Origin of the sequence: Corynebacterium aquilae DSM 44791 (assembly GCF_001941445.1) — a bacterium.
In the GTDB taxonomy this organism is placed as follows: domain Bacteria; phylum Actinomycetota; class Actinomycetes; order Mycobacteriales; family Mycobacteriaceae; genus Corynebacterium; species Corynebacterium aquilae.
Window position 1 is genome coordinate 2,691,519 of record NZ_CP009245.1, and the last position, 17,023, is coordinate 2,708,541.

Consider the following 17,023-nt stretch of genomic DNA (forward strand, 5'->3'; position numbering starts at 1 on the left):
TTCCACCCGGCGCGCCTACCACCGCCCCGAGCGCGTAGTGTGCCCGCATCTTTCCTCCCGTTTTTAGTGGGCCCAACGACCCGGTTCGCGTGTCCGCTTTTGTGGTGCCGGTTTGGATCAACCGGACATTTAGCAGATGTGATGGGCGTGGGTTTCTTGGCGCAGCACAGATCTTGGGGTGTGAAAGTGTGGTTTTTACCCCTTGCGCACCCCACTGCTTGGTGGGTGCTGGCGGGTGGTGTTGGTGGCACTGGTGCTACCCAGTGGTAGCTGCTTGGGACTGCCCGGTGTGGGTGGGGTGTGGGCGGGGTGTGGTTTGTGGTTGGGGCTGATGGGGGTTTTATGCCTGGCGGGATAATTGAATTTGGGTCACTTACCGGGCAAAATGAGGCTCGATGACTAATTCTGATAATTCCTCAAACACTGGCGAGCTGCCTGCGGGCCGCCCGTTGCAGTCCGAATTCGATACTGGCTTGGATTATCCGCGTCTGGGAAGCGTGAGCTTTCGTCGTGGCACCTTGACCGATAACCAGGAGAAGCTGTTCGACGAGCATTGGCCCCGGTTGGGCACTTTGCTGTCGGATGAGCGCATTGATGTGGAGCAGTGGTTTGGCCGTTCGGGCCACCCGACGATCCTGGAGATTGGTTCTGGCACTGGCACGTCTACTGCGGCGATGGCTCCGCTGGAGGCTGATACGAATGTGATTGCGGTCGAGTTGTACAAGCCGGGCCTGGCGAAGCTGTTGGGCGCGGTGGTGCGTGGCGATATTGACAACATTCGTATGGTGCGTGGCGATGGCGTGGAGGTGCTTAACCGGATGTTCCCGGAGCATTCCCTCGATGGGGTGCGCATTTTCTTCCCTGATCCGTGGCCGAAGGCCCGCCACCATAAGCGCCGCATCATTCAGTCGGGCACGTTGAATCTGATTGCTTCGCGTTTGAAGCCCGGCGGGGTGCTGCATGTCGCCACCGACCACGCCGATTATGCGGAGTGGATTGATGAGCTGGTGGATGTGGAGCCTGCGTTGGAGTTTATGGGTTGGCCGTGGGAGCAGTGCCCGCAGCTGACGGATCGTCAAGTGATCACCAAGTTTGAGGGCAAGGGCCTGAAGAAGGATCACGTGATTCGCGAATATTTGTGGCGTCGCCGCCCGCTGGCGTAGCGCTGGTGTTTGTCGGCACCTGGTGCGGGGCTGTTTTGTGGCTTTCGCACTGGGGGTGCGCCGGGCGCCGGTGAAGTGTCGGCGTGATGTGTGCGCTTCTGTTTTTCTTTTTTGTTTTATTTATTTTCCAGGCTCTGTGTGCGGCTGCTTTGAGTGGTTGGCGCTGTGGGGCTTGGGTTTTTTGAGGATTTTGCCTTGAGTACTCACGCAAGTTACCCCGCACCGGGGCCGAACACCTTGTTGTTGGTGTGGGATGCCCCGAACCTTGATATGGGTTTGGGGGCCATTCTTGGTTCCCGCCCGACCAGTGCCCACCGCCCGCGTTTTGATGCGGTTGGCCGGTGGCTGGTACAGCAGGCCGCCGAGTTGTCTGCTTCTACTGGTCTTGACATTGTTCCGGAAGCGACGGTGTTTACCAATGTGACTCCGGGGAGTGCGGATTCGATCCGCCCCTGGGTGGAGGCGTTGCGCAACGTTGGTTTTGCGGTGTTCGCGAAGCCGAAGTTGACGGAGGATTCCGATGTGGATCCCGACATGTTGGCCCACATTGAGACCCGCGCGAATGAGGGTGTGTTGGCGGGGCTGGTGGTTGCCAGCGCCGATGGCCAGAACTTCAAGGATGCGCTGGAGCGCCACACCCAAGAGGGTGTGTCTACCACTGTGCTGGGTTTCCACGAGCACGCGTCGTGGGCTGTCGGTTCAGAAGTTTTGAACTTTGTGGATTTGGAAGAGATTCACGGGGTGTTCCGGGAGCCGCTGCCGCGTATCAATCTGGATCATCTGCCCGAGGGCGGTGCGTGGCTGCAGCCGTTCCGTTCCCTGGACAATCTGCTGTAACCATCAGGTGTGGCTGGATGCTTTCGCCTTCCCGCGCCCGGTTGGGGCGCGTAGGGTGTTGGTTTTAGTGCCACGAATATTCGTTACCCACTGTCGCACTCCCGCCGCCGGTTGTCGGTGGCCGCGCACCCTGGTGCGCGTGGGACGTGGGGTGTGTTCACCGTGAGTCGAGGATACAAAGGGGAGACGGACACCAGTGTTTGAGAAGTGGGGCCACTTCGCCTACCGTCACCGAGTCGCTGTGCCGATCGTCGTGATTGGTTTCATTGTGGGGCTGTTTGCCCTGTTTGGTACCCAGTTGGGTGCGTTGATGAGCCAGGAGGGTTGGGACGATCCGGGATCGTCGTCTACCAAGGCTGCTGCGATTGAGCAGGAGGTCTTTGGTCGCGATAACGGCGGTGATGTGGTCATCGTCTATACCGCGCCGGAGGGGCGCACGGTCGATGATCCGGCGATTGTGGGCCCGGCCCAGCGCCATTTAGATCAGTTGGCTGCCAGCAATCCCGACACCATTGATCACGTCACTTCTTATTTTGAGAAGCGCACCCCGATGCTTGCCACGCAGGACAAGCACATGGCGTTTGCTGCGATTGGGTTGAAGGGTGACGGGGAGGATGTGCTGAAAAACTTCCGCGCCGTGGAGGATCAGCTGGTCGACCCCGATCTTGAGGCCACTGGGGTGGTGCAGCAGGTGGCGGGCCAAACGGCTATTGCGGATGCCCTGGATGATGGGATGAGCGGTGATATTCACCGCGCCGAGATTTACGCGTTGCCTGCGGTGGGCCTGTTGTTGCTCATTGTGTTTGGATCCCTGGTGGCCGCCACTATGCCTTTGATTGTGGGTGTGCTGTCGATTTTGGGGTCTTTGGGTGTGCTGGCACTGTTGGCGCATGTTGCCCAGGTCAATGTGTTTGCCCAGTCGGTGGTGACTTTGCTCGGGTTGGGGTTGGCGATCGATTATGGGCTGTTTTTGGTGTCCCGCTTCCGGGAGGAGCTGGATGCTGGTCATGACGTGCGGCAGGCCACGATTACTGCGACTGCGACTGCTGGTAAGACGGTGGTGTTTTCTGCCGCGATGGTGGCGGTTGCGTTGTCGGGTCTGTTGCTGTTTCCGCAGGCGTTTTTGAAGTCGGTGGCCTATGGTGCGATTAGCGCGGTGGGGTTGGCGGCGTTGCTGTCGATTACGGTTTTGCCGAGTATTTTCGCGCTGTTGGGCCACAAGATCGACAAGTTTGCCTTGCGTCGCAAGCCGTTGACGCAAGAGCGGATTGAAAATTCCGTGTGGGCGCGCATCCCGGATTGGGCGATGCGGCATTCCGGCATTGTGACCACTGTGATCGTTGCTGGTTTGATTGCTTTGGCGGTTCCGTTGGGTGGGGTGAAGTTCGGCGGTATTAACGAAACGTATTTGCCGCCGGGCGATGAGGTGCGTGCCGCTCAGCACACTTTTGACGAAAACTTCCCCCAGTTCCGTACTGACCCCATCAAGGTTGTCATTACCGGGGCGGATAATCAGCAGATTGTTGACATTTACCGCCAGCTCAATGAGGTTCAGGGGATTACTGGCCGGTTCGCGCCGAGCCAGCCCGCCAAGGATGAGACCACGGTTATGGCGGCCGGCATCATCGACCGTGAGGACAATAAGGCGGTGGTGCATCAGCTGCGTGAGATCACGGTGCCTGAAGGCGTCAACATGTACATCGGTGGCAGCCCCGCCCTGGAGGTGGAGTCCATCGAGGCGCTGTTCCACACCTTGCCGTGGATGGCGTTGTACATCGTGGTTGCGACTTTCATCCTGTTGTCTTTGGTGTTTGGTTCGGTGATTTTGCCGGCCAAGGCAATCATTATGACGATTCTGGGCATGGGCGCGACCCTGGGTGTGCTGACTGCCATGTTTGTTGATGGTTTTGGCGCGGATTTGTTGAACTTCACTCCGGGTCCGTTGATGAGCCCGGTGCTGGTGCTGATCATGGCGATCATTTATGGCTTGTCCACAGACTATGAGGTGTTTTTGCTCTCCCGCATGGTGGAGGCCCGGGATCGGGGTAAGAGCACTGACGAAGCGATTCGTATTGGTACCTCGCATACCGGCAATATCATTACGGCGGCCGCAATCATCATGATCGTGGTGTGTGGTGCTTTCGGGTTCTCCACCATCGTGATGATGAAGTACATCGCTTATGGCATGATCGTGGCGCTGATTTTGGATGCGACCATTATTCGTATGCTGCTGGTGCCTGCGGTGATGCACATGTTGAAGGAAGACAACTGGTGGGCGCCGCGGTTTGTGAAGAAGGCGTCTTTGGTGTTGGGGCATAATGCGCCTGACAATTCCCTGATGCACACCCCTGTGGTGCCTGCCGTGGCCGGGGCTCCTGCCGTGGAAGCTTCCGAAGCGTCCACTGGCCCGGCTGGTGGTGCTGAGTCTGTTGCCGGCGCAGCCGATGCTGGGCTGGCCGTCGATTCCCCGGAGCACTCCCCTGCCGCCGTAACCCCTGCAGACCCTGCAGACCCTGAATTCCCCGCAGATTCGCCAGCGCCGGCAGCCCCTGTCGAGGATGACGTTGTTTCGGCTGATCCAGCTGATGCGGATGATCAGGTGGATGCGGCTGCTGATCTCGAGGGCGGTGTCGATGGTGATTCGGTGCTGGAGATGGATGAACCGGTGGTCGACGAGGTCGATATCATCGCCGATAACGAGGCCAAGCGCGCAGGGCGTTCCACGACGGAAGACACCCAGCTGATTCCTTTCGCGGAGCTTTTGCGCCGCCTAGAAGAAGACGACAACAACGAGTAGGACTACCAGGACTCGGCTACAGCTCATGCCCCACACCCCGGCGCGTGGCTTGTGGGTCGAGAACCGGGCCTGAGACACCATGGACGCCACCCGCAGCAACACCAAGAGGGCCAAAGCCGCCATCACCACGGCGCTGCCCTTTGTTGTGGTGGCGGCCATGGTGTTTTTCGTGTGGCGTTATCATGCGCTGATCGCCCAAGCTTTTCACGAGATTCGAGGCGCGGAGCCTGCGGTGCTGCCGCTGACTGTGGTTGGTGCGGCAGTTTCCATGTATGCCATGGGCTATGTCACCCATTCCTTGCTGTATGCGGGGGATGTGAAAGTGTCCACCCGCAACTGTGTTCACCTGGCCTTGGCTTCTAATGCGTGGTCGGCATCGCTGCCCGGTGGGCAGGCTTTCGCCGCCATGTTGAGTTTCACCGTGATGCGTTCTTGGGGTGCCAGCGCCTTGGTGTGTTCTTGGCAGATTGTGTTGTCTGCTGTGTTGTCTTCCACCTGGCTGGTTGCCCTTGGGGTGGTCACGATTTTTGTGTTGGGCGCGTCGCTGTCTTTGTCTTCGCTTGGTTTAAGCCTGCTCGGGTTGAGTGCCACGGTGTGGGCGGTGTACTACATCGCCCACCACCCCCACGTGTTGCGGCCGCTGGCGCGGTGGGGGTTGGGGATGGTCAACCGGGTGCGGCGCGCGCCCGCGGGCACGGGGCTGTCCGCGGTGGAAGATCACATTTCTCGCCTGGATGCGGTGTATTTGTCGCCGAAGCGTTTTGCAGCGACTGCGGCAGCTTCGTTGCTGAATTGGTTGGGTGACGTGGTGGTGTTGTGGGCGTGCGTGTGGGCGGTGTCCGGGGCGATGCCCCTGTGGGAGGCCCGCTCAGACGAAACCACCATCATGGGGGTGGTGCTGGCGTTTGTGACCGCCAAGATTGCCGGCACTGTGCAGGCCACCCCGGGCGGAATCGGCCCCGTGGAGGCCGCCCTGACGGGCACCTTGGTGGCTGCCGGCTTGCCGGCAACTACTGCGCTGGGGGCGGTGCTGATTTTCCGGCTGGTGACCTTTTTTGGCCTGGTGGCTATCGGCTGGGTGGTATATGCCGCCAAGTACGCCAGCATTGGTAAGTCTTTGCGTGCCGGTAAAACGTCCACCCCCGGCGAGGTCGGTTACGAGGCGGCCTAATTGCGCCCCGTGGGCGGTTGTGGGCTAGCGTTGGGGGCGTTGTAGTGCCGTCGCGTCAGCGCTGCGCACTCCCCCTTTGCTGTGTCGAAAGGCTCGTAGTTTCTCATGACTTCCCGCACCACCCGCAACCCTTCGAAGTTTTTGGTGTTTGATCTTCTCGCGGTTGCGGTTTTTGCTTTGTTGGCGCGCGCCGCCCACCAGTCAGAAAGCATGCCGTTTACTTTCACCGGGTGGTTGAGCACCGTGTGGCCGTTTTTGCTGGGCACTCTGATCATGTGGGTTGTTGTGCCGGCCGTGCGGAAGGCGCCGGTGGCGTTGGTGCCCGCGGGGGTGGCTGTGTGGTTGGGTACCGCGGCCTGTGGCCTGGTGGTGTGGGGGTTGCGCCACGACCACGTGCCGCACATTAGTTTCATCATCGTCGCCACCGTGATGAGTGGTCTGCTGTTGCTTGGTTGGCGTGGCATTGTTGCCGTGCTTTCGCACCGGCGCTAGTTGTCTTTTCACGCTAACCGCCCTTGTGCCCCTGGTGTGGGGCACAAGGGCGGTTGGTCGTTTTGTGGGGGTTATAGAGCTGTTCCCCGCACACGGGTGGTGTGCGGGGAACGATACAAACCCACCAGGGCTTGGCTTATGCAACCTGCGGTGATGTGGTGTTCACCTGGTGTGCGCTCTTAGCGGGTGTAGAGGCGCAGGTTGTCGATGGTGGCGGAGCCTTCGTAGTAGTTGAGGTGGGGCACACCGATGACGAAGTTGTCCGGGTACTCGGAGCCTGCAGGCCACATTTCCTTGCTCCACTTGCCGAAGGGGCCTTCGAACTCGAGGGTCTGGTTGTGCTCACCCTTGTACTGGTCGGCCTTCTGGTTGTAGTGCCAGATGCTGTGGCCGTCGGCTTCTTCGAACTTGCGCTCGTAGCGCAGGGTCTTGTGTCCGACGTGGCGGAAGTTGCCGGTCATCTCGGTGACGTAGGAGTCCTTGTGACGCTCGATGGCGAAGGTGTAGGTCTCGTTCGGCATGAGATCGGGCTGCAGTTCGGCGGTGGCGACGATGGTGGCGTTCGGGTCGTCGCCGACCTTCAGGCCGCATTCGGTCGGCATGACGAACTGGTTGTAGGCGAACTTCGGGTCGCGGAAGCTGTTGCCGTCGAAGAAGATCTGGTTGATGCCGTTGGCGGTGGAGTCGGTGTATTCCTCGACCTGGCCGGTGGCGGGGTTGCAGACCTTGTAGTTCTTGGCCCAGCTGGCGTCGACGCTGTAGGTGTCCATGCCGACCTTGCGGTGGCTGTGGATGAAGATGTTGTTGTGGGGGGCGGGCTTTGCGTAGTCCATGATGGACAGCAGGTAGTAGCCGTTTTCCTTGGTCACATCACCCCAGGGCTTTTCGCAGGGGTTGGGGGTTTGTGCGCCGTCCTGGCTGTAGTCGCCCTTGCGGACCCAGGGGAAGTTGGTCTTGCAGTCGCCGGGCTTGTAGCCGTTGTACTTGCCGTCGTAGTTCCAGGTCAGTTCGCCGTTGCGTTCGCGCTTGCCGCCGAAGTCGACGGTTTTGAGTTCGTATTCGATGCGGTACTCGTCGGGCAGCGGGTTGGAGGAGGTCAGCACGACGCCGGAGTTCCAGGCGGGGACGTCGATGATGCCGTCGCCGTTTTTGGTGGCCAGGGTGGGGTTGGCGTCGGGCTTGCCGTCGCCGTCGAGGTCTTGTGCGGCGACTTCAACGGTCAGCCAGCCGTCTTGGCCGGTCTTGACGGACTTGCGGTAGATGTTGGCTTTTTCTACTGCGCGCTTAAACGCTTCGCCGCCGAGCTTGTCGAAGTAGATGTCGTCGTCGGAGAATTCGTCGACGAACCAGGGGCTGTCTTTGCCCAGTGGGTCTTTTTGCCAGGCGGCGTCTGTGACACCGAGATCCCGGTCGAACTTTTCCTGGTGAGCCAGTTTCCAGCCGGCGCGATAGGGGGCGCCGGAGGATAGGGCGTTTGCGCCGTTGGCGAGTTCGCTGGACAGGTTGGAGCTGCCGGAGCCGATTGTGCCTGCGATGTCGAGCGGGTTGCAGGCTGCCAGCGGCAGGGTCATGGCGAGCACGCTGGCCAGGGCCAGGACTTGGCGTTTCATGTGGGTGTGCCTTTCTGATGTGAAAGTGTGTGCGCGCTGCCACGGGTGTGTGGCGGTTTTTCTCGCAGTGCGTCCCTTTGCCACGGTGGGGTGCACCGGGTGGGGGTTGGCCGCGTGGGTGAGAAAAACGCCGTGCGTGCACATGCATAAGGGGGTGGGTACGAAAAGCGAACTGCACGTGCCCGCGCGCGATGGTGCGCGGGTGGGTGTGTGTTGTTTTCGGCGCTAGTGGTTTTTTAAGGGCGCTTAAGGTGGCGTTTCGCGGTACTGCGCGGGTGCGAAGGGCGCTGGTGCGCTTTGGGGGTGTCGTATTTTTTCGACTGGCCTTGTCCGGCTGTTCTCTTTGGCGAGGCAGCTTTGGTGGGGCCGTTTTTTTGGGGGCCAGCTCCGGTGGTGGGTTTTGGCCGCTGGTGCCGCGGTTGGCTAAGGCGCCTGGAATGCGGTGGCGGGGTGATGGGCCGGAGGTGAAGAAGAGGTGGCCTTAGAAGAAATCAGTATTAGTTTGGGGGTGGGGTGCTGGTTGCTGGGACAGAAAAACAGCGTCCGGCACCCCGGTGGTTCATGGCTGCGCGGTGTGTCAGCTATGAACCAGGTGTGGGGTCACACCGGTGGCCGGTGGGGCTTGCGGGCGTTTGTGACAACGGGGGTTTTGCGTATGCCGGGTGTTGTCGCTGGTGGTGCGCCCGCGGGCGTGTGCGGTTTGGCCGGTGTGAGGTGTGTGGGGCGGCAGCCTTTTTGGCTGCCGCGCGGGTGGCCGCTTAGTTCAGGTAGAAGATGCGGTCTTTGTTTTCTGCCATGTGCTTGGCGTTCCATTCGGCGCCACCGTCGAGGTTGGCGGCGAGGAAGACCGGTGCGGAGATGCCGAGCTCGAGGAGGTTTTCGATGATGGCGGCGGACAGGGAGTGCAGGATGGCGGTGGAGGTCACGCCGGATGCGGGGGTGAACTTCTGGGGCACGCCTTCGAGGGTGAGCACTGCGTCGCCGGCGTCGACCTGGTTGTCGAGGAGGATGTCGGCGTGGTCCTTGAGCTTGGTGCCGTCCGGGACGCGGGAGGTCACGGCGTCGGTGTACTTGCTGGAGGTCAGGCCGACGACGAAGACGCCGTTGGCGCGGGCTTCGCGGGCGAGTTCGACGGGCACGGCGTTGCGGCCGGAGACGGACACGCAGATCAGCACGTCGCCTTCTTTAAGGGGGCTGTTGTCGAACAGCACCTTGCCGTAGCCGGGCATTTGCTCCATTTGGGAGCCGAGGGTGGTGGGGCGGGTGGTCAGTGCTTCGATGCCGGGCCCGTAGAGGGGGTTGATGAGCATCAGGCCGCCGGCGCGGTAGACGATGTCCTGGACCGGCAGGGAGGAGTGGGAGGCACCGAAGGCGAAGATGCGGCCGCCGTCCTTGACCTTTTGGGCGATGGTTTTGGCGGCTTCGTCGATGGTGTCGATCTGGGTGTCGCGCACCTTCTGCAGCAGGGCGATGATTTCGTCGTAGTAGTGGTTGGTGAGCTTGGACATGGGGGTGTCTCCTTGGGTTGGGGGAAGAAAAGAACGGGTGGTGCTGCGCGGGGGCAGGACCGTCGGTTATTGAGTTGTGGTCGACCTGACACCGGGTGCGGCGGGGTCGGCAAGTCGGGGGCCACCGGCGGCGGGGTAGAAAGTGCCGCCGCCGGTGGGGGTGGCTTTAAAGCCCTTGGTGGGGCTTTAGGCCGGGGTGCGGTCAAGCCTGGCTGTTAGAACAGGGAGGCAATGCCGTGGAGGATGATGCCAGGAACGATGGCGTCCGGGACGGTGAAGCCGAGGTTTTCGGCGCCGAGGGAGGACAGGTCACCGAAGACCTGGAACTTGTAGGCGAAGGAGATGAGGATCCAGCCGAGGAAGCCCCACAGGAAGCCACCGATCCAGGCGGCGACGCGACCGCCGGTGGAGTTGGCGAAGATGGCTGCGGTGCCGGAGGCGAAGAAGGCGACGATCATGGAGGGGATCGGGACGGGCCATCCGATGGCGACGCACAGTGCCATGCCGGCGATTTGGCCGATCAGGCCGGAGATGAGGCCGACGAGCAGGGCGTTGGGTGCGTAGGCGAACAGCACCGGCACGTCGAGGGCGGGGATGGCGTTCGGGATGACCTTGCGGGAGATACCTTCGAAGGCGGGGACGATTTCGCCGATCAGCATGCGGACACCGTAGAGCAGGATGAGCATACCGGCGGTGAACTTCAGGGCCATGAGCAGGGCGAAGACGATCCAGTTCTGGCCGTCGGAGATGCCGCCGTCGTCGACGGCTGCCTGGAAGGTGGACACGCCGGCCACGGAGACCGCGGAGATAGCGGACAGCAGGGAGACAACGAACATGACCAGGAAGGTGGAGACTGCGACGTCACGGAAGAAGGAGAGCTTCTCCGGCATCTCGATGTCCTCGGTGGACTTTTCCTTGTTGCCGATGACCATACCGATGTAGCCGGCCAGGACGTTGAGCAGGGTTTGGCCGTGGGCGAAACCGACGTCGTTGGAGCCGGTGATGCGGCGGACGAAGGGCTGTGCGATGGCCGGTGCGAAGGTGTAGTAGCAGCCGACGAGCAGGGAGGCGATGGCGACGGTGACGAAGGGGTTGAAGCCGAACTGGTACATGGCGATGGTGAATGCACCAGCGTGGACCCAGATCATGTGGCCGGTCAGGTAGACGTAGTGGAACGGGGTGACACGTGCCAGGAACAGGTGGAACATGTAGCCGAACAGCATGGTCAGGCCGATTTCACTGCCCAGGGTGGTCACGGGACCGGTCTGGACGGCGGAGACCACCATTTCGTCGAAGGTGACGAAGGTGGAGATGTTGCCCGAGGGGAATGCCATCTCGAACATGGACTGGATGGGGCCGAGGCCCTCAACGATGACGCCTGCGCCGCCGCCGATGATCAGCAGGGACAGTGCGGTTTTGACCGTACCGGTGATGACATCGCCGGCGGATTTCTTCTGTACGACCAGGCCAAGCAGTGCGATGAAACCGACGATGATGGCCGGGATCTGCACCAGCTGGACAAAGAAGTCTAGAACTGGGTTCATGGTGTGCTCGCGTTTCTTATAAACAAGCGGATGGTGGGCTTGGTGCCTCGTGTCCTCGCAACAACCCCGTGCCAATGGCGGCAAGAAGGCGGTTGTCGCGCCCGCAAAAGATGGTGAAGTTTAAAAAAACCTTCACCTTTGTCCACCGCGCCGCGGTGTGTGGTGCTGTACAGCTCCTGCCCGCACCTTTTGCAAAGGGGGGTGTTGTTGTCGCCTGTGGTGGGGCGAATCGTGGCGCGTCGGGGTGCAACCTGTGGTGTGGTCCACGACGGCAAAATGAAGTTAGTGAAAAGAAGAAAGCTTGTGTGCGAAAAACACTTCGCACCGGTGTCCCTGCGCTACTGCCCCCTTTTTTGTCACCAGCTTGTGCAAGGCTGGGTGGGGGCAGCGCGGCGGGAAAATATGTGCGCTGTGGTGTTTAGCGGTTGTTGAACTCGTCGACCGCAGCCATGACCTTGGTCTTGACTTCGTTTTTGTCGATGAGGTTGTCGATCAGCACGACGACGGCCTTGGTGCCCTCGACGTTCTTAGCCATGGCGGTGGTGGTGACCACGATGTCGGAGGGCTGGGACTTGAAGGAGCCCAAGTCGACGGGCTGGACCTTGGCGGCGATGCCTGCGTCTTCACACATGGCGCGAACCTGGTTTGCCAGCATCATGGAGGTGCCGAGGCCCATGCCACACACGGTTGCAATCTGGATCATTTTTTCTGTCCTTTACGGTTTGTTTTTCGGCGCGCGGTGGCGTCGAAAAAAGGGGGGTTATTTGGCGGCGTCGGTGAACACGGCGAGGAGTTCCTCGTCGGTGGTGGCGGCGCGTGCCCGATCGAGCAGTTCAGTGTCTCCGAGAACTGCGGCCAAAGACTGAATCATCTTGATGTGGCCCTTCTTGTCGCCGGCGGCGAAAGAGATGAGCACATCGACGGGGTCGTTGGCGGGGCTGCCGAACTCGACGGGTTCGTCAAGGGTGACGACACAGGTTCCGGCCTTTTTCACGCCGCTTGCGCTTTTAGCGTGAGGCATGGCGACACCGGGGGTGAGCACCATGTAGGGGCCGAATTCTTTGACTCCGTTGATCATGGCCTCTGCGTATTCGGCAGTGGCGATGTCTTTGGATTCGTAGAGCTCGCCGACGATGCGGATGGCTTCCTGCCAATCGGCTGCGTGACGTCGAGCTGCAACAACATCAGGGAGAAAAGTCATAGCGACCGTCCTTTGTGGTTTTGATCGTCTAGGCGATGTCCCGTGATGTGGGTCAGCCGTATCGATCGTGTGGCTTTGTTGCATGCTTCAGCCTAGTAATCGTTCCGCTCACTCTGCAAGCACGAATGTGTGTTTCGATGACTTTTTTTGATTGTTTGCATTGCGTCACAGCCATGCTTTAGGCATGCTTTCTACCATTTTCCTTAAACGCTTTTCAGTATTTTGCCAGGTAGTTGACCTGCTTATTTGCCCCCATCTTTGTTGACATCCGACACACACAACGACACCGTATGACATATTTCACAAGATCTCAGCGTGCCTTTTTTCGCCCAAACCAGCATGATTGAAGGTGACGCGATGGACAGCTTTTCAATCATGTGCAATCATCAAATGTGCATGCTTAGCCCCCAGTCACCGGCCCCCGCCCCCACGAGAACCACCTCGACACCACACATAAGCAGGCGATATGCCACGACTGACGGGCAACAGGCACCCCTGAGAAAAGCAAAGGTCCACCCGCCACCCGACAACTGCACACCACCCGCCAGCGCCCACACGCTCAACAACAATCACACAGCGCGCATCATTCGGGGTTTATCACTCACCCCGCGGACGCCAGCGGACACCGGAATGCACCCACCCCACCACACCCAAACACAGAAAAGGAACCCTCCAATGAGCAACACTCTTGGCGCCCACATGGAAGCCGAACTCTACAGCCAGCCCGAAATGTGGCGAAAAGTCACCGAACTCGACAACAGCTGCCTGCCCACCAACGGCGAACGCGTCGTCGTCATCGGCTGCGGCACCTCCTGGTTCATGGCCATGGCCTACGCCGCCATGCGCGAAGCAGCCGGCCAAGGCCTAACCGACGCCTTCACCGCCACCGAAGTCCCCATGGACCGCGAATACGACGTCGCCATCGTCATCACCCGCTCCGGCACCACCAGCGAAATCATCGACTACCTCACCAAGGTCAAGGGCACCGTCCGCACCATCGCGCTGCTCGGCGCACAGGACACCCCCGTCGCAGAACTCGCCGACGACGTCGTCAACCTCGAATTCGCCGACGAACAATCCGTCGTCCAAACCCGCTTCGCCACCACCGCCCTGTCCTTCCTGCGCGGCTCCGTCCACGGCAAGCAAGCCGTCCTCGACGCCGCCGACCAGGCCGCAGAAGTCCTCCAGACCGAACCCGAAGCAGAACTCATCAACGCCGAGCAATACTCCTTCCTCGGCCTCGGCTGGGTCTACGGTGTCGCCATCGAAGCCGGCCTGAAAATGCGCGAATCCTGCCAAGCCTGGACCGAGTCCTACCAGTCCATGGAATACCGCCACGGCCCCATCGCCATCGCCGCCCCCGGCCGCATCACCTGGCAGCTCGGCACCTCCCCCGAAGGCCTAGCAGAACAGGTCAAAGCCACCGGCGCCCGCTACGAAGACGTCGACCGCGACCCGCTGGCCCAACTCGTCCGCGTCCACCAGGTCGCACTGCTGACCGCCCGCGCCCGCGGCCTCAACCCGGATGAACCCCGCAACCTCACCCGCTCCGTCATCCTCAAATAACCCCCACGCGCGCCCACACCCCGCGCGCACCACCACCCGCCAGGGCCAGCACCCCACCACAGCCCACCAGCCACAGTGAACCGCCGGCCCTGGCACCCCCACCCCACGCAACACGCCACCAACCGCCAGGCCACCACAACCCCACCGGGGAACACACCACACGGACGGACGATGGCCACACGCAGGAAGAACACGCGGAAATGCCCCCCACCAACACCCCGGCAATTCTCGCCATCACCCCCAACCCGGCACTCGACATCACCCTGCCCATCGAGCAGCTGATCCCCGAAGCCACCCACCGCATCGACACCGCCCTACGCAAACTCGGCGGCAAAGGCGTCAACGTCGCCGCCGTCGCAGCCGAACAAGGCTACACCGCCTACGCACTCGGCCCCGTCAGCGAAGCAGACCTGGCAGACCTCAACAACCGCACCGACGGTGTGGTTGCCCTACCCGACGGCGTACACCTCGCATTCACCCCCACCCCCGTTCCCCTGCGCGCCACCTTCGCCATCTACCAAAACACCACCGGCGAAACCGCCATCATCAACGAACGCGGCGGCGCCCACCCGGACGAGGTCTACCACAACATGGTCACCACCCTGACCAGCTACCTCGACCAACACCCCGGCTCCGTCGTCACCGTCTCCGGCAGCTTCGCCCCCGGCGCCCCCGCAGACTTCGTCACCCGGCTCGTCGACATCACCCACCACCACGGCGGCAAAATCATCGTCGACTCCGCCGGAGCCCCACTGAAAGCCGCCTGCGCCGCCGGCGCCGACCTGGTCAAACCCAACGCGGCAGAACTCAAAGAAACCACCGGCAGCGACTCCCTGATCGCAGGAGCCCGCCAACTGCTAGCACTAGGCGCCGGCATGGTCGTCGCCTCCGCAGGCCCCGACGGACTCGTCGCCGTCACCCCAGACACCATCGTCGCCGCCAAACTCGACGAAGTCCTCAAAGGCAACCCCACCGGCGCCGGCGACGCCCTGGTATCCGCCCTGGCCACCGGCCTCATCGACGGCCTGGAGCCCAAACAACTGCTGCAACGCGGCGTCGCCTGGTCCGCCGCCGCCGTCCTCCAGCCGGCCGCCGGAACCATCGGCGAAGACTACAAGCCCCTGCTGGACAGGGTGGAATTCCCCACCCCGCCCACGGAATAACAACTACACCCACCCCCACCCCCATCTTTTCCCGATAGGACACTGACATGCCCCAAGCAAACACCTTCGACCTCGTCCGCGACGCCGCCCAACGCAACGTCGGCATCGGCGCCTTCAACGTCATCCACCTGGAGACCGCAGAAGGCCTCGTCGCCGCCGCCGAACGCGCCGGCCTGCCCGTCATCCTGCAGCTCAGCCACAACTGCGTGCGCTTCCACAACGACGAACTCGAACCCCTAGCCCTGGCCATGCTCTCCCTGGCCAAAAACTCCAAGGCTGACGTCGCCGTCCACCTGGACCACTGCGAATCCGTCGAACTCGCCAAGCAAGCCATCGACCTCGGCTTCTCCTCCGTCATGTTCGACGGCTCCACCCTGCCCACCGAAGAAAACATCGCCAAAACCGCAGAGGTCGTCGCCTACGCCCACGAACGCGGCGTCACCGTCGAAGCCGAACTCGGCGAAATCGGCGGTAAAGGCGCCCACGCCCCCGGCGTACGCACCGACCCAGCCGAAGCCAAGCAATTCGTCGCCGACACCGGTGTTGACGGCCTCGCCGTCGCCGTCGGCTCCGAACACGCCATGCAAGAACGCACCGCCACCCTCGACCACGAACTGATCGGCCGCCTCAAGGAAGCCGCCGGCGTACCCCTGGTCCTGCACGGCTCCTCCGGCGTCCCCGACGAAGAAATCTCCCAGGGCATCCGCTCCGGCATGACCAAAATCAACGTCTCCACCCACCTCAACGGCCACTTCACCCGCGCCGTGCGGGCATTCCTCGACGAAAACCCCACCGTCACCGACTCCCGCAAATACATCAAGGCCGGCCGCGAAGCCCTCTCCGCTGAAGCCGAGCGCCTGCTGAAGCTGTTCGCCCAGGTCTAAACAGCCCACTGAAGGATTTTTCGCATCCCGCAAGGGAACACATGCGAAATCCAAGATTTTTGCCCCACACTGCCCATAAAGTGTGGGGCAAGGATCGCACCACCAGGTGCCCCCACTCCCCTCTTTTCTTTCTCTTCCTCCGCCATCCCCCACCACAGGCCACCAGCCTGCGCCCGCAACCAGCCCAGGATGGCCACCACCCCACACCTTCTGGTAGCTAAAACAAGGGTGCAAGGGTGGAAAAACACCGTCGACCACAGGAAGGGCCCTCACAACGTCATGCTGCGCAGCCAACGACTAACCAAAATTGTCGACCTCGTGACAGCCCAGGGCACAGTGTCCGTCGACGAACTCATCGACACCCTCGGCATCTCCCCCGCCACCGCCCGCCGCGACCTCGACGCGCTGGCCGAACGCGGCATGCTCCGCCGCACCCGCGGCGGCGCCAGCAGCAACATCGTCACCTTCGACCCGCCGATGCGGCAAAAAAGCAACCAAAACCCCAGCGCCAAAAGCGCCATCGCGCACCGCTGCCTGGACTTCATCCAGCCCGGCGCCGTCATCGGCATGAGCGGCGGCTCCACCTGCGGGGCCATCGCCCACGCACTCGTCGAATGGGTCACCGAACACACCAACCCCCAACTCGTCGGCAACCAACCGATCCTGACGGTCGTCACCAACGCCATCGACATCGCCTTCTCGATGATCTCCCGACCCAACATCAAAATCGTGCTGGTCGGCGGAGTCCTCAACAACAACTCCCTCGAACTCACCGGCCCCTTCGCCGGCGAAATCCTCGAAAGGCTCTGCCTCGACGTCGCCTTCATCGGAGTCAACGGCTTCGACGAAAACGGGCCCGGCACCATCGACGAATACGAAGCCGACACCAACCGCACCATGGCCTCCCGCGCCACCCGCCCCATCGTGGTGGCCGACTCCACCAAGTTCGGTCGGCGCTCATTCTCCTCTGTCGGTAGCGTGGACGTTATCGACACCATTGTCACCGACTCCGGGATCGACCCGGACGTCTTCGAATCCTTAAAGCAACGCGGCTACAACGTCATCACCGCGTCTGCCACTGTCTAGT

Annotated in this window: 14 protein-coding genes; 9 read left to right on the plus strand and 5 right to left on the minus strand. The window is 61.6% G+C overall.

The window, feature by feature from the left end:
- Nucleotides 1-395 precede the first annotated feature (395 nt).
- The 5 genes from trmB to CAQU_RS11410 all read left to right on the plus strand — a co-directional run bounded on the left by trmB (nucleotide 396) and on the right by CAQU_RS11410 (nucleotide 6,460).
- The gene (gene trmB, locus CAQU_RS11390) at nucleotides 396-1,163 is read left to right on the plus strand and encodes a tRNA (guanosine(46)-N7)-methyltransferase TrmB (RefSeq protein ID WP_075727848.1); all 768 of its coding nucleotides are present in this window, start codon (nucleotides 396-398) and stop codon (nucleotides 1,161-1,163) included.
- 195 nt (nucleotides 1,164-1,358) lie between these two features.
- Nucleotides 1,359-2,000, plus strand: a complete 642-nt coding sequence (locus CAQU_RS11395) for an NYN domain-containing protein (protein ID WP_075727850.1) — start codon at nucleotides 1,359-1,361, stop codon at nucleotides 1,998-2,000.
- Nucleotides 2,001-2,196: 196 nt separating this feature from the next.
- Nucleotides 2,197-4,797, plus strand: coding sequence for an MMPL family transporter (locus CAQU_RS11400; protein ID WP_075727852.1), 2,601 nt, complete (start codon nucleotides 2,197-2,199; stop codon nucleotides 4,795-4,797).
- Nucleotides 4,798-4,876: 79 nt separating this feature from the next.
- Nucleotides 4,877-5,968 carry a lysylphosphatidylglycerol synthase transmembrane domain-containing protein gene (locus CAQU_RS11405; RefSeq protein WP_075727854.1) on the plus strand — a complete coding sequence of 364 codons (1,092 nt, stop codon included), beginning with the start codon at nucleotides 4,877-4,879 and terminating at the stop codon, nucleotides 5,966-5,968.
- A gap of 105 nt (nucleotides 5,969-6,073) precedes the next feature.
- On the plus strand, nucleotides 6,074-6,460 hold the full coding sequence (locus tag CAQU_RS11410) for a DUF3054 domain-containing protein (protein ID WP_075727856.1): 387 nt from the start codon (nucleotides 6,074-6,076) through the stop codon (nucleotides 6,458-6,460).
- A 179-nt stretch (nucleotides 6,461-6,639) separates the two neighbouring features.
- Here the strand turns inward: CAQU_RS11410 and CAQU_RS11415 are convergent, their stop codons facing one another.
- The 5 genes from CAQU_RS11415 to CAQU_RS11435 form a co-directional block, all read right to left on the minus strand.
- Complete coding sequence (locus CAQU_RS11415; protein ID WP_075727858.1) at nucleotides 6,640-8,070, minus strand: hypothetical protein; 1,431 nt, start codon at nucleotides 8,068-8,070, stop codon at nucleotides 6,640-6,642.
- A gap of 758 nt (nucleotides 8,071-8,828) precedes the next feature.
- Nucleotides 8,829-9,578 (minus strand): sugar isomerase domain-containing protein, encoded by a 750-nt coding sequence (locus tag CAQU_RS11420; protein ID WP_075727860.1) that lies wholly within the window; start codon nucleotides 9,576-9,578, stop codon nucleotides 8,829-8,831.
- Nucleotides 9,579-9,793: 215 nt separating this feature from the next.
- Nucleotides 9,794-11,122 (minus strand): PTS ascorbate transporter subunit IIC, encoded by a 1,329-nt coding sequence (locus CAQU_RS11425; RefSeq protein ID WP_075727862.1) that lies wholly within the window; start codon nucleotides 11,120-11,122, stop codon nucleotides 9,794-9,796.
- 418 nt (nucleotides 11,123-11,540) lie between these two features.
- Entirely contained in the window at nucleotides 11,541-11,825 is a 285-nt protein-coding gene (locus tag CAQU_RS11430; RefSeq protein WP_075727864.1) for a PTS sugar transporter subunit IIB, read from the minus strand.
- 57 nt (nucleotides 11,826-11,882) lie between these two features.
- Complete coding sequence (locus CAQU_RS11435; RefSeq protein WP_075727866.1) at nucleotides 11,883-12,323, minus strand: PTS sugar transporter subunit IIA; 441 nt, start codon at nucleotides 12,321-12,323, stop codon at nucleotides 11,883-11,885.
- Nucleotides 12,324-12,998: 675 nt separating this feature from the next.
- On the opposite strand from CAQU_RS11435, the gene CAQU_RS11440 reads away from it, so the two are divergent.
- The 4 genes from CAQU_RS11440 (at nucleotide 12,999) to CAQU_RS11460 (ending at nucleotide 17,022) form a co-directional block, all read left to right on the plus strand.
- On the plus strand, nucleotides 12,999-13,889 hold the full coding sequence (locus CAQU_RS11440) for an SIS domain-containing protein (protein ID WP_075727868.1): 891 nt from the start codon (nucleotides 12,999-13,001) through the stop codon (nucleotides 13,887-13,889).
- 200 nt (nucleotides 13,890-14,089) lie between these two features.
- Nucleotides 14,090-15,052: a 1-phosphofructokinase family hexose kinase gene (locus tag CAQU_RS11445; protein ID WP_075727870.1), complete on the plus strand. Its 963-nt coding sequence runs from the start codon at nucleotides 14,090-14,092 to the stop codon at nucleotides 15,050-15,052.
- A gap of 47 nt (nucleotides 15,053-15,099) precedes the next feature.
- Nucleotides 15,100-15,936 (plus strand): class II fructose-bisphosphate aldolase, encoded by an 837-nt coding sequence (locus CAQU_RS11450; RefSeq protein WP_075727872.1) that lies wholly within the window; start codon nucleotides 15,100-15,102, stop codon nucleotides 15,934-15,936.
- Nucleotides 15,937-16,215: 279 nt separating this feature from the next.
- The gene (locus CAQU_RS11460) at nucleotides 16,216-17,022 is read left to right on the plus strand and encodes a DeoR/GlpR family DNA-binding transcription regulator (protein WP_075727876.1); all 807 of its coding nucleotides are present in this window, start codon (nucleotides 16,216-16,218) and stop codon (nucleotides 17,020-17,022) included.
- Nucleotide 17,023 lies beyond the last annotated feature (1 nt).